The sequence below is a fragment of the Diaphorobacter ruginosibacter genome (genome assembly GCF_014395975.1).
GTDB lineage: Bacteria > Pseudomonadota > Gammaproteobacteria > Burkholderiales > Burkholderiaceae_C > Diaphorobacter_A > Diaphorobacter_A ruginosibacter.
Genome location: NZ_CP060714.1, coordinates 2,030,629 through 2,043,867, shown reverse-complemented (window position 1 = coordinate 2,043,867; position 13,239 = coordinate 2,030,629). Strand labels below are relative to the sequence as shown.

General features: G+C 64.7%; 9 protein-coding genes. 5 read left to right on the top strand and 4 right to left on the bottom strand.

Features of this window, described 5'->3' with window-relative positions:
* Window positions 1-17 precede the first annotated feature (17 nt).
* Both acnD and prpF read left to right on the top strand, forming a co-directional pair.
* Window positions 18-2,606, top strand: a complete 2,589-nt coding sequence (gene acnD / locus H9K76_RS09340; protein ID WP_187599799.1) for a Fe/S-dependent 2-methylisocitrate dehydratase AcnD — start codon at window positions 18-20, stop codon at window positions 2,604-2,606.
* Window positions 2,607-3,235: 629 nt separating this feature from the next.
* Complete coding sequence (prpF, locus tag H9K76_RS09335; RefSeq protein ID WP_187599797.1) at window positions 3,236-4,435, top strand: 2-methylaconitate cis-trans isomerase PrpF; 1,200 nt, start codon at window positions 3,236-3,238, stop codon at window positions 4,433-4,435.
* A 14-nt stretch (window positions 4,436-4,449) separates the two neighbouring features.
* Here the strand turns inward: prpF and H9K76_RS09330 are convergent, their stop codons facing one another.
* The 3 genes from H9K76_RS09330 to H9K76_RS09320 form a co-directional block, all read right to left on the bottom strand.
* Window positions 4,450-5,268 carry a LytR/AlgR family response regulator transcription factor gene (locus H9K76_RS09330; protein WP_187599795.1) on the bottom strand — a complete coding sequence of 273 codons (819 nt, stop codon included), beginning with the start codon at window positions 5,266-5,268 and terminating at the stop codon, window positions 4,450-4,452.
* A gap of 4 nt (window positions 5,269-5,272) precedes the next feature.
* A complete protein-coding gene (locus H9K76_RS09325; RefSeq protein WP_246475507.1) occupies window positions 5,273-6,274 on the bottom strand; it encodes a sensor histidine kinase in 1,002 nt (333 codons plus the stop codon).
* Between the two features lie 191 nt (window positions 6,275-6,465).
* Window positions 6,466-7,254, bottom strand: a complete 789-nt coding sequence (locus tag H9K76_RS09320; RefSeq protein WP_187599791.1) for a hypothetical protein — start codon at window positions 7,252-7,254, stop codon at window positions 6,466-6,468.
* Window positions 7,255-7,906: 652 nt separating this feature from the next.
* On the opposite strand from H9K76_RS09320, the gene H9K76_RS09315 reads away from it, so the two are divergent.
* Complete coding sequence (locus H9K76_RS09315) at window positions 7,907-8,305, top strand: COG4315 family predicted lipoprotein (protein WP_187599789.1); 399 nt, start codon at window positions 7,907-7,909, stop codon at window positions 8,303-8,305.
* A 45-nt stretch (window positions 8,306-8,350) separates the two neighbouring features.
* Here H9K76_RS09315 and prpR read toward each other — a convergent pair whose 3' ends face one another.
* On the bottom strand, window positions 8,351-10,336 hold the full coding sequence (gene prpR, locus H9K76_RS09310; RefSeq protein WP_187599787.1) for a propionate catabolism operon regulatory protein PrpR: 1,986 nt from the start codon (window positions 10,334-10,336) through the stop codon (window positions 8,351-8,353).
* 184 nt (window positions 10,337-10,520) lie between these two features.
* On the opposite strand from prpR, the gene H9K76_RS09305 reads away from it, so the two are divergent.
* Window positions 10,521-11,381 carry an isocitrate lyase/PEP mutase family protein gene (locus tag H9K76_RS09305; RefSeq protein WP_187599786.1) on the top strand — a complete coding sequence of 287 codons (861 nt, stop codon included), beginning with the start codon at window positions 10,521-10,523 and terminating at the stop codon, window positions 11,379-11,381.
* Window positions 11,382-12,029: 648 nt separating this feature from the next.
* The gene (locus H9K76_RS09300) at window positions 12,030-13,160 is read left to right on the top strand and encodes an acyltransferase family protein (RefSeq protein WP_246475423.1); all 1,131 of its coding nucleotides are present in this window, start codon (window positions 12,030-12,032) and stop codon (window positions 13,158-13,160) included.
* The last annotated feature ends 79 nt before the right edge of the window (window positions 13,161-13,239 follow it).

Below are 13,239 nucleotides of genomic sequence, written 5' to 3'. Positions count from 1 at the left end.
CCCCACGATACCACGACATGAACTCGCCTTTCCGCAAGCCGCTTCCCGGAACACGCCTTTCCTACTACGACGCACAAGCCGCCGTCGATGCCATAGCGCCCGGCGCCTGGGCCACCCTGCCCTATACGTCGCGCGTGCATGCCGAGAATCTGGTGCGCAAGGCCGATCCAGCCTGTCTGAGCGACTACCTCGCACAGCTCATTGCACGCAGGCGCGAGCTTGACTTTCCATGGTTCCCTGCCCGCGTGGTGTGCCATGACATCCTGGGCCAGACCGCGCTCGTCGACCTGGCCGGCCTGCGCGATGCGATTGCCGACGAGGGGGGCGACCCGGCAGCGGTGAACCCCGTGGTGCCCGTGCAGCTCATCGTCGATCATTCGCTGGCCGTGGAGTGTGGCGGCTACGACCCGCAGGCATTCGAGAAGAATCGCGCCATCGAGGATCGCCGTAACGAGGACCGCTTCCACTTCATCGACTGGTGCAAGCGCGCCTTCAAGAACGTGGACGTGATCCCGCCGGGCAACGGCATCATGCACCAGATCAACCTGGAGCGCATGAGCCCGGTGATCCACAACGTGAATGGCGAGGCCTATCCCGACACGCTTGTCGGCACCGACAGCCATACCCCGCACGTCGATGCGCTCGGCGTGATCGCCGTCGGCGTGGGCGGACTCGAGGCAGAGAACGTGATGCTGGGGCGCGCCTCGTGGATGCGCCTGCCAGAGATCATCGGCGTGGAGCTGACGGGCTCACGCCAGAGCGGCATCACCGCCACCGACATCGTGCTCTCGCTGACCCAGTTCCTGCGCAAGGAAAAAGTGGTGGGGGCCTACCTCGAATTCCACGGCAGCGGCGCCCGCGGCCTCACCATCGGCGACCGCGCCACCATCTCCAACATGGCGCCGGAATACGGGGCCACGGCAGCGATGTTTGCGATTGACGAGCAGACGATTGCCTATCTCCAACTCACCGGCCGCGAGCCCGAGCAGGTGCAGCTGGTCGAGACTTACGCCCGGCAGGCGGGGCTCTGGGCCGATTCGCTGAAGGACGCTCAGTACGAACGCACTTTGAAATTCGACCTCTCCACCGTGGTTCGAACGATGGCGGGTCCGTCGAACCCGCATGCCCGGCTGCCCGTTTCCGAGCTGGCCAGCCGGGGCATCGCGGGTGCGTGGAACGAGACCGCCGGACGCATGCCCGACGGCGCCGTGATCATTGCCGCCATCACCAGTTGCACCAACACCTCCAACCCGCGCAACGTGATCGCAGCCGGACTGCTGGCGCGCAACGCCAATCGCATGGGCCTGGTGCGCAAGCCCTGGGTGAAGTCATCGCTGGCCCCCGGCTCCAAGGCCGTGGCGCTGTATCTGGACGAAGCAGGCCTCACACAGGATCTTGAACAGCTAGGTTTTGGCGTGGTGGCATTCGCCTGCACGACCTGCAACGGCATGTCCGGTGCGCTGGATCCAGACATCCAGCAGGAGATCATCGAGCGTGATCTCTACACCACTGCCGTGCTGTCGGGCAACCGTAACTTCGACGGACGCATCCACCCCTATGCGAAACAGGCTTTCCTTGCCTCTCCACCACTGGTGGTCGCCTATGCGATCGCGGGCACGATGCGCTTCGATATCGAGAACGACGTCCTCGGCGTCCACGAAGGCAGGGACGTTCGCCTCCGGGACATCTGGCCCAGCGACGAGGAAATCGATGCCGTCGCGGCCAGGGCCGTGAGGCCCGAGCAGTTCCGCGCCGTCTACGAGCCCATGTTCGCCATCCACGCAGACCACGGCGCGAGCGAGCCGCCGCTCTACCCATGGCGCCCCCAGTCCACCTACATCCGCCGTCCACCCTATTGGGAAGGCGCGCTGGCGGGGGAGCGCACGTTGAAGAGCCTGCGCCCGCTGGCCATCCTGCCCGACAACATCACCACCGACCACCTCTCGCCCTCGAACGCCATCCTGCCAGACTCCGCTGCCGGCGAATATCTTGCGAGGATGGGATTGCCCGAGGAGGACTTCAACTCCTACGCCACCCACCGCGGCGACCATCTCACCGCGCAACGCGCCACCTTCGCCAACCCCAAGCTCTTCAACGAGATGGTGCTGAAGGAGGATGGCACCGTCAGGCAGGGCTCGCTCGCTCGCGTGGAGCCTGAAGGCAAGATCATGCGCATGTGGGAGGCCATCGAAACCTATATGGACCGCGGGCAACCGCTGATCATCATTGCCGGCGCCGACTACGGCCAGGGCAGTTCGCGCGACTGGGCCGCCAAGGGCGTGCGCCTGGCCGGTGTGGAGGTGATCGTGGCCGAAGGCTTCGAGCGCATCCATCGCACCAACCTCATCGGCATGGGCGTATTGCCGCTGGAATTCAAGCCCGGCGCCAACCGCAAGACCCTCGCGCTCGACGGTACCGAGGTGTATGACGTGATCGGCGAACGCACCCCGCGCGCCGAACTCACCCTGGTCATCCACCGCAGGAATGGCTCCACGGCACAGGTGCCCGTCACCTGCCGCCTGGATACCGGCGAGGAGGTTTCGATCTACAACGCCGGTGGTGTCTTGCAAAGATTTGCGCAGGATTTTTTTGCGGATGAGGCTTGATATGGACACCACCCTGAGGCGCTTCGCGACATGCCGTATTGAAGCTGACTGGTTTAACACCTGCTTCCTATGTTTTAGGGCGGAGGCCGGGAGTGCCCCGGCGGGGCAGTAACTTTTTGGTCTTGCCCAAAAAGTCACCAAAAATGCGCTTTGAATACGGGGGCACGCGGTAGAACTCACTGCGCGCCTGTGGCGCTCCGTTCAAACAGCCACCGCGAGTCAGTTTGGAAGAGGTGGTCCGGCACGTCGCGATGCTCGTGCCGGGCTCGCCCGACCTCGGGCGAGCAAGCTGCGCCCACTTTGAACCACAGCGGTAGATTGGGGCACGGCACATCTCGCGAAGTCGCGAGATGCCAGGGCACGAGCGCAGCGACGTGCCGAATGCTCCTCCCCCTAATCTGACTCACGGCGGCTGTCTGAACGGAGCGCCGCAGGCGCAGAGTGAGTTCTGCCGTGGGTATTGAGAAAGCGCGTTTTTGGTGACTTTTTGCGCGCAAGCAAAAAGTTACTGCCCCGCCGGGGGCACTCCCGGCCTCCGCCCTAAAAAAGACCTCAGCAACAAAAAAGACCTCAACAACAACAACAAACCATAAGCTCAAAAAGCACACAACCCAACACCTCATCTCCCCATGCCCGCACTCCCCCAACTCCGCATCCCCGCCACCTACATGCGCGGCGGCACCAGCAAAGGCGTGTTCTTCCATCTCGCCGATCTGCCCGAGGCCGCACAACAACCCGGCAAAGCACGCGACGCCATTTTTCTGCGCACCCTCGGCAGCCCCGACCCTTACGGCAAGCAGATCGACGGCATGGGCAACGCCTCGTCGAGCACCAGCAAAGGCGTGATCCTTTCCAGAAGCACGCGGGCCGGGCACGACGTGGACTACCTGTTCGGCCAGGTCTCCATCGACCAGCCCTTCGTGGACTGGAGCGGCAACTGCGGCAATCTCTCGTCGGCCGTCGGCCCGTGCGCGATCCACATGGGGCTGATCGACCCGGCCCGTATCCCGCAAGACGGGGTGGTCACCATCCGCATCTGGCAGGCCAACATCGGCAAGACCATCATCAACCACGTCACCATCACCCACGGCGAGGTGCAGGAGAGCGGCGACTTCGAACTCGACGGCGTGACCTTTCCTGCCGCCGAGGTGCCACTGGAGTTCATCGACCCTGCCGACGATGCCGAGGATGGGGGTTCGATGTTCCCCACGGGCCATCTCGTGGACCGGCTCGACGTTCCGGGTATCGGCAGCTTTCCCGCCACGCTGATCAATGCAGGCATCCCCACCATCTTCCTGAATGCACGGGATCTGGGCTATGCCGGCACCGAATTGCAGGATGCGATCAACAACGACGCCGAGGCCCTCGTCCGCCTCGAAACCATACGCGCGCATGGCGCCGTGAAGATGGGCCTGATCGCAACGCCAGAAGAAGCCGCCCGGCGCCAGCACACACCCAAGATCGCCTTCGTCGCCCCGTCAACGAGCTATGTCACGTCGAGCGGCAGGAAAGTCGATGCCAGGGATGCGGACCTCGTCGTGCGCGCGCTCTCCATGGGCAAGCTGCACCACGCCATGATGGGCACCGCTGCCGTTGCCATCGGCACGGCGGCGGCCGTCCCCGGCACGCTGGTGAACCTGGCTGCTGGCGGCGGCGAACGCAATGCGGTGGTATTCGGTCATCCTTCGGGCACCTTGCGTGTCGGTGCCGAAGCCAGGCAGAAGAACGGGGAATGGGTGGTCACCAAGGCGCTCATGAGCCGCAGCGCGCGCATCCTCATGGAAGGGTTCATCCGCGTGCCGGCCGAGGTGCTTGTCACCACTCCCTGAATCACCCCGCCAGGTCAGCCCTCCAGCTTGAACTGCGCGCGCACGCGGCTCAGGTAGGTGCGGCCCACGGGAACCAGTGAACCGTCCTTCAGCTCCACAACCCAGTTCGAAAAGGCGCCTCGGCGAATGTGCGCGATGCAGTCATGGCGAACAATGCTGCCGCGATGCACGCGAACAAACTCTTGCGCGGACAGCCGCGCCTCCAGCGATGCCATGCTCTCCCAGTGCAGGAAAGCCTGCCCGTCCGCATGGATCCGCACATAGTCGCGCTCCGCATGGATGCGCGAAATATGCCGGGTGGCCACACGCGTATAGCCATCGAGACTGCGAATCCAGAGCTCGGTGATCTCGTCCCTTCCTGCAACGGCAACGGTGCTTCCGTCCTGCCCGGGTGCCTTCAGCGCCTCGGCGAGCTCGGCAATCCGTTTCTGCAGGATCGGCACCTGCCGGTCCCCTTCGCGCGCAAGCACAAGTGCGCGCGCGCGATCCAGGGCCCTGCCCAGGCGCTCCGGCTCCACAGGCTTGAGCAGATAGTCCACCGCATGCACCTCGAACGCCCTGATCGCATGCCGGTCAAACGCCGTGACGAAAATGACCAGCGGAGGTTGAGTACCCAGCAGGCCGAGCAATTCAAAGCCATCCCCGCCGGGCATCTGGATGTCCAGCAGCAGGATATCGGGCGCCGAACGCTGCACAAGCTCCTGTGCCGAGCTCAGGTCGGCAGCGGCCCCCACGCAGTGCACGCCGGGGCAGGCCTCAAGCATCCGGCGCAGCCTGCGTCGCGCAAGTGGTTCATCGTCCACGATCGCCACGGAACAGGATCGATCACCCATGGCGTCAGACTCCGCGAAGAGGCAGGTTCACCGTGACCCTGAAACGCCGCGAGGCAAGGCCGGGCTCGATCGCCAGCTCCGCCTGCCCCGGGTAGTGCGCCTCAAGACGCTGCCGCACATTCACGAGGCCGATGCCCGCTCCCCGCGCGCGCGTGCCGCTCTCCGGCCGGAAGTCGTTCTCCACCGTCAGCACCAGCCGGTCGCCCGCGCTGCGCGCCGTCAGGGCAATCTCCGCAGCGCCGGGCACCGTGCATACGCCATGCTTGACGGCGTTCTCCAGCAGGGGCTGCAGGATCAGCGCGGGCACCAGCGCATGACCGAGCGGCTGCGGCACGTCGATATGCAGTTGCATGCGATCCGAGAAGCGCTCGCGCTCGATGTCCAGGTACTGGCGCTGCAGCGCAAGCTCATCGGACAGCGACAGGTCGCTCAAGGGGTCGAGCATCAAGGTCGTGCGCAGGTAGTTCGAGAGCGACAGCAACATGATCTGTGCACGCTCCACCGCCCCCTCCTCCATCAAACCCACCGCGGAATTCATGGTGTTGAACAGGAAATGGGGGTTGACCTGATAGCGCAAGGCACGCATCTGCGCCTCCAGGGCCTCCTCGCGCCAGGCGTGGATGCGCCGTTCGCGCTCAATGAGATCGAAGCTGAAGAGAAATGCCACGAACAGGCTGCACCAGCCGAAGATCAGCGCCGCACCGTACAGCACGTTGTAGCCGAAGTCCCTGGCATCGAATGCCCCCTGGCGTGTCTCATGCATGTTGATGGCCTGGTCCACCAACCCGTAGGCACTGGCTGCAGCCACGGACAGCAAGACCGAGATGCCCGCCATCCTGCGCAGCCTGCGGCCCCTGTTCAGCAGCAGCACGTAGGAGACCAGCAGGAGCAACGCTTCGGCCAGGATGAAAAGACCTACCCTGAACGGTGTCAGGCCATAGGATTCGCCACCCAGGACACCGCGGATCACTGTGGTGATGACGATGATGGCACCGCAGTACAGCACACTCAAGAGCAGGCTGGCCCGCAACAGCCTTCCCCGATCTTCGCGCGAGAGAGGCGGCCTCTCAAGGCCTGGGCGAAGCCCCGCTGCCATCGAAGAACGAGAAAGCCGCATGCACACATTTCCTCATGAACAACGGGGATGGCGCACGAAGCCCGCCATGGCAGGGCTTGGGCGCAAAGGGCAAAAAGCGCTTACTTGGGCGCGTAGCTGATTTTAGTGACCACAATCGTGCCCACCTGGTCACCGGTACGCGTGGCGAGCTTGAGCAGCTGCCCACGGTAGGCGCCGTCTGCGGCAACCCAGCTTTCCTGTATCTGCGTGAGATCCGAGCCGTCCACCTGGCGGAACTTGACCACCCCCGTGAACTTGCAGGAGGCAATCACCCCCATGGGAGTGTCCAGGTTGACGCGACCGTCATAGGTTTCGGTGCCGGTGACCACCTGCGCCCCGCGCACCTGGCCATCCGCGCCCTCGACCGAGCGCACCGTGTAGTTCATGTCAATCTTCTGGCCGGGTGACATGACGGGCTTGCGGATCAACGGGTCGTTGTAGGTATAGCCCATGGCCGGGTCGGTGCCCTCGCCACCGTTACGGGTTCCGTAGTGCACGATGTTTCCATCCACGAAGTCCGTGTACAGGCGATCCGAAACCTCTGTGTTGAGGAAGTACTGGGTGCGCAACTTGCGTACGGGATTGGCGCCCATGAAGGCCTCCCGGCCTCGCGTGAGGATCACCGTGCGCATTTTTTCGGTCTGCCCGTTCGAGATGACGTCCTGCTCCATCTCGAGCCGGGTGCCCTCGTGCAGGTCCGCCTGGTTGAAGCAGGCAGCCGACGAGGTTCCATCCGATGGCGCGGGTGCGGGCGGGTTCGGAGCCGGTGGATTCGGTGCCGGAGGGTTGGGCGCTGGAGGATTGGGAGCCGGCGTCGAGGGCGATGGCGCCGGTGACGATGGATCGGAGCCACCGCTCCCCCTCCGCATCCGGCAAGCATTGCCATGCTGATCGCAGCCGAAACCCATAGCAGCGAGCGCCGGCCTGACGCCTTCCCGCTGCCGGCATCCGTACATCGCGGCGCCGGCGCGTCAGGCAGGATCGGGGTCGGCGCGGGTGGCACGGCACGCATGGATGGGAAGGATGGGAGAGACATGCTCGAGAACTCCTGAAAAGAGGGAATGAGAAGGCGGACCTCCGCGCCTGCCTCAGGCACGGGGTCATCGGGCGAGCGTTGCGCCTGGTCAAATCCTAGGGTTCGGAGTTCCCGGGCGAGGAATATTTTCTGCAAGCGGCTTGTGCCGTCGACGAACGACAGCCGGACAGTGGCATCCTGCCGACAGTGCCTCGCCGGATCAGCCGGCAACGCCGTAGCGCCAGGTGAAATAGCAGGCGGCCGCGATTCCGACGATCGCAAGCAGGGTCATGATGCGGGGCATGGCGGAAATCCGGTTGGCTGAAAAACGAAGGGGATGGCAGACGGACACATGCTATCAGCCAGACAGCCATGCACCAAACGTTACAGTCCCGGCGCCCGAAACAGCCCAGACTGAAGCCTCATTCCCGGTGCGCGAACGATGGGCCGTAGGGCTGCACACGCACCGCCTCTCCCTCATCCATGGAAAGAAAAGGAATCGACACATGACCCGCATTCTTCTAGGTGTCCTGATGGCATCGGCCCTCGCGGCCTGTTCCTCCAACCGCGTTGCCACCCCTGAATCACCCGTACCTTCGCCGGCGACCGTGCTCAACGGCGTGCTTGTCGGCCCCAACCAGATGACGCTCTATGTGTTCGACAAGGACGGCGCAGGTTCGGGCCGCAGCGTATGCAACGGCCCCTGCGCGACCAACTGGCCGCCACTGCTGGCTCCCGCCAATGCCCAGCCGATCGGCGACTGGTCACCCGTGGCACGCGACGACGGCAGCAGGCAATGGGCCTACAAGGGCCGCCCTCTCTACAACTGGGTGAAGGACGCCAAGCCCGGTGATCGCACGGGCGACGGTTTCCTCAACAACAGCTGGCACGTGGCGACACCCTGATGCAAAGGAGGCGGGCCGCAGGCAGCCCGTCGGCCCGTCCCGTTGCTACCCCTGCTTCAGCCGCCGCCACAAGGTCGCCCGGCTGATGCCCAGGATCTCGCAGGCGCGCTTCTGATCACCTTGCACCGACTCCAGCACCTCGCGCACGCGATCCCTTTCGGCCTGCTGTCGGGTGTCGCGAAGCCGCGCCTGCTGCTGCAGGGGAGCCTCGTCCTCCTCCCGTGACCGCGAAGCAGCCGCGCATTCGCAGAACACCTCCAGCAATCGCTGCCTGCGGGTCGCACCGTCCTCGCTGTCCAGATAGGGGCCGCAGGCGAGCAGCCGCTCGATCCAGTTGTCCAGCTCCCGCACATTGCCGGGCCAGCCGTAGCCCGCGGACAAGGCCAGCAGCTCGTCCAGCAATCGCTCGAGTCGCAGTGGCTGCACCTGATGGGAAGTGTCCCCTGCGTGTCGGCCCAGCATGGCATGCGCGAGCGTGGCGACATCGGCCTGCCCGCGCTCGCGCAGGCTCGGCATGCCCATGCGCAACACCGCCAGCCGGTAGTAGAGGTCGCGGCGAAACAGCCCCCTCTCCACCAGATCTGCCAGATCCGCATGGGTTGCGGCGATCACGCGCACATCCACCGGAACGGGCGTGGTGGAGCCCACGCGCATCACCTCGCGCTCCTGCAGGACGCGCAGCAGGCGCGACTGCAGCGCCAGCGGCATGTCGCCGATTTCGTCGAGAAACAGCGTACCGGTATGTGCCGCCTCGATCAGCCCCGTCTTGCCTCCGCGGCGTGCCCCTGTGAATGCGCCTTCGTCATAGCCGAACAGCTCGGATTCGAGCAGGCTCTCGGCAAGAGCCGCGCAGTTCACGGCCAGAAATGGCTGTGCCGCCCGGCGGCTGGCGCGATGGATGCCCTGCGCCATCATCTCCTTGCCGGTACCGCTCTCGCCCTGCACCAGCACCGTCGCGTCGCTTGCAGCGTACCGGTGCGCCAGCTCGCGGATGCGATGGGCGCAGGCTCCGTGCCCCTGAAAGTCGTCGATGCTCCAGCGCACGCCCGCGCCGCGCTGGCGCTGGTTGGCGCGCAAGTTGCGGTCGGCACGCTGGATCACCGCAGGATCGCGGCATACCAGCAGCGCTCCCGCCACCGCGCCGTTCTCCATCAGCGGCGCACGGCGCAAAACCAGGGTACGCATCGCCAGCTGGACGACATCCTCGGTGCCCTCCTGCAGGTTCTGGGAATGTCCCTGCATGAGCACCGGTGACACCTCGGCCAGCATGCGTCCATGCAGAGCTTCGACGGGTTCGCCAAGCAGCGAGGCCATGCGCGCGTTCAGCGCCCGGATGCGGCCCTGCGCATCGATGGCGACCACCCCATCCTGCAGCTCGCCAAGAACGGTCTCCAGCCACTGGTTGCGGTCGCGCTCGGCCATGCGGTGGCGCGCCAGCAGCAGGGCCTCGTTCAAGGCCTGCCGCACAGCCGCCTCCGAATACAGAAGAACGCTGGGAATGCCGGCCTGCTGCGCGAGATCGGCCACCAGCCCCGGGGCCACGACCGCCCCCACATTGGCTGCCCGCAGTTGCTGCACGCACGCGGCAGCATCTTCCGCACCGTGGTAGACGAACTGGGCCACGCCCAGCCCGAACAATGCATCGAATTGCATGAGCTGTGGCGAGGGTGCATCGAAGGACACCAGGCCCACGCGCGGCCTGTCGGGAGTGGTCTGCTGCTTGGCGGTCATCAGCGCCTCCAGCAGCCCGAGGCCGCGCACCTCGACCATCGCGACCGGAATTTCCACCTGCTCGCGCACGTGCGCGCCACTCGCGCCCGCCACGACCAACGCATCGATGGGCCGCCTGGCATCCAGCGCGCGCACCGTGCGAACCGCATCGGCAAACGATGCGCTGACATGCGTGATCTGCGCCACGCCATCCCACGACTGAGCGATGGACTGCATGACCCGCCCGATGCGGTAGCGCCCCACCGTCACGATGTGCGGCAACCTGTGGCCTGGTGCCGCCTCCAGTTCAATTTCATTCATGAAATGAATTATTTCATTCCTGCAACAGGCTTTCGGATCCGCCTTCCAAAACCCTCCGCCCTGGTCCCTGCCAAGCGCCATGGGGAGCGCCCTGGGTGGCATATTGCACATGGCATGGGCCTTGCGTTGATGCAGGGGACTCATCTATCCCATCGCACGCATTCAGCATCCCGGAAAAAACCGAATGAACACCAAACAGAAACTTCGCCAGCTCATCGACGCACGCCGCGGCGCCCTGGTGCCCGGCGCCTTCAATGCGCTCTCGGCCCGCGTCGTGGCCGACCTGGGCTTCGAGGCCGTCTACGTCACGGGCGCCGGCGTCACCAACATGTGGTTCGGCCTGCCCGATCAGGCCTTCATGGGCCTGACCGACATCGCCGACCACACGGCGCGCATCCGCGACGCGGTCGAGTTGCCACTGATCGTCGATGCCGATACCGGCTTCGGCAATGCCCTCAACACCTACCACGCGGTGCGCACACTGGAGCGCGCAGGCGCGGACTGCATCCAGCTCGAGGATCAGGTCAGTCCCAAGCGCTGCGGCCATTTCAACGGAAAGGCCGTGATCGAGACCAGCGAGATGCTGGGCAAGATCAAGGCTGCCGTCGATGCCCGCCGCGATCCCGGCACACTGATCATGGCCCGTACGGATGCGGCCGCAGTGCACGGGTTCGATGCCGCAGTCGAGCGCGCACAGCAATTCGCCGAGGCGGGCGCCGACATCCTGTTCGTCGAAGCCGTTACCTCGCTCGATGAGATCCAAGCCCTCCCGCGCCGCCTGCCGCAGCCCCAGTTGATGAACATGGTGATCGGCGGCAAGACACCGATCGCCACCGCTGACGAACTGGGCGACATGGGTTTCTCGATCGTGCTCTACGCGAACGCAACCCTGCAGGGCGCGCTGGCCGGCATGCAAAGAGCGCTCGGTGAACTGAAGCGCTCCCATCATCTGCAGGAAGACCCGGCCCTCGTCGCACCATTCGCAGAGCGTCAGCGCATGGTGAACAAGCCGCACTGGGATGCCCTCGAGAAGCGCTATGAGTGAACCCGGGCATCGGACCGTGCCACGCCCGGGTAGCCCTGCTTCCTGCTATCAGCATAGGCATTGATATTGTTGTGAATTGCAAGCGGCTTGGTGTACCGATCCTGCTTGCTTCCGCCCGGGCGGCGGGTTGCATCCGCAAGTCCCGCTATCGACCAGGGTTTTTCCTTATCTCCCGAGTCCTCCTTGCACCTTCCGCTTGCGGCTACCGGCAGCCCCCTCCAGGGGAACTCCGGCCGCCCAGTGTGACTCAATGATGTCGTCGGCGCGTGCGGACGACAAATTCACTGACACTTGGTGACGTTTGGTCATCACCCTGTCCGGGGTTTGTCTAGAATCCAGCCCATTGCAGACATTCGAGCCTACGCACAGGAATATGGACGTGAAGCACAGCTTCTTCCTTCTTCCGCCAGGCCGATCTGCTGAGTCCGGCGATTCACGGCAGGGTTCGCCAACCCGCTCCCGACACACATCGGGGTGCCGTACGCAGCTCCCGGTTGCATGACCGGGGGACGAGCCGACTGTGCAATGTGCCCACCGCACGTTGCCGACGGCGTTCGATCACCCGAGCGAACGAACCAACTGATTGACAACCGCTCGATGTATAGCGGCCCCTGGCCGTTGCCATCAAGGATCGGAGGAGTCCCCGTTTTGGCTGGAACTGAAAACAAACTGCAGTACAACCCCGCGCTGGATGGCCTGCGAGGCGTCGCCATCGTGCTGGTGCTGCTCTCGCACGCCCATGTCCCCCTGTTTGACGGCGCCTTCTTCGGTGTCGATCTGTTCTTCGTGCTGAGCGGATTCCTGATCACCTCGCTCCTGCTGATCGAATTCGACAAGAGCCAGCGCATCGATTACTGGCAGTTCTACCGCCGCCGCTTCTTCCGCCTGATGCCCGCACTGGCGCTGTTCCTGCTGGCCTACTGCATCTTCGCGCCCATGATCTGGCCCGAACTGGACGATGTCTATTCCGATGCCCTGGTCTCCATCATGTATCTGGCGGACTATGGCATCGCCTTCTTCGACAGCCCGGACACCATCCTGCACATGTGGTCGCTGTCCGTCGAGGAACACTTCTACCTGATCTGGCCGCCGCTGCTGGTTCTGCTGCTGCGCTACGCCACGCCGGGCAAGGCATGGCGCTCGATCCTGCTGCTGTGGATCATGGCCTGGGCCTGGCGCGTGCTGTGGGTGGCACAGGGCCAGCAGTTCTACGAAATCTTCTTCCGCTTCGACACCCGCGCCACCGGCCTGCTGGCTGGCGCGCTGCTTGCCGCCCTGATGATCGAGCGCCCGGCGTTCACACGCAACCTCAAGAAGAACATGGCCCACCTGATGTGGTTCCCGCTGGCCATCCCCCTGCTGATGGAAATGGGTTGGGACAACCAGCAGGCCATGCTCTGGGGCATGACCGTGGTCGAATGTGCCGCGCTCGTGCTGCTGGTCGCCGTCAACCAGCGCTCCGGCCTGGTGTACGAGATGCTGAGCGCGCCCTTGCTCGTGAAGCTGGGTCGCCTCTCCTACGGCGTCTACCTGTGGCACTACCCGGTGGTGCGCTACCTGCGCGCCGATCTGCCCTGGCCACTGGTCGTGTTGCTGGGCTTCGCCATCTCGGTAGGCCTTGCGGCCCTGTCCTTCTACACCATCGAGCGCTGGGCCATGCGCATGCGGGATGCCAAGCCACGCCGCCAGGCCACCCCAGCCAAGCCCCGCGAGAGAAAGCTGCAAGCGGGCGTGGCAGGCCATTCCGGCATGGTTCTGTCCCCGCAGGCACCGCGCTGAAGGCTGCGGTCCATTCCAGGCAAGCCGCGCGCGACGCCCGTCGCAGCGCGGCTTTTTCATTGCCGGGCCTCCCAAGATG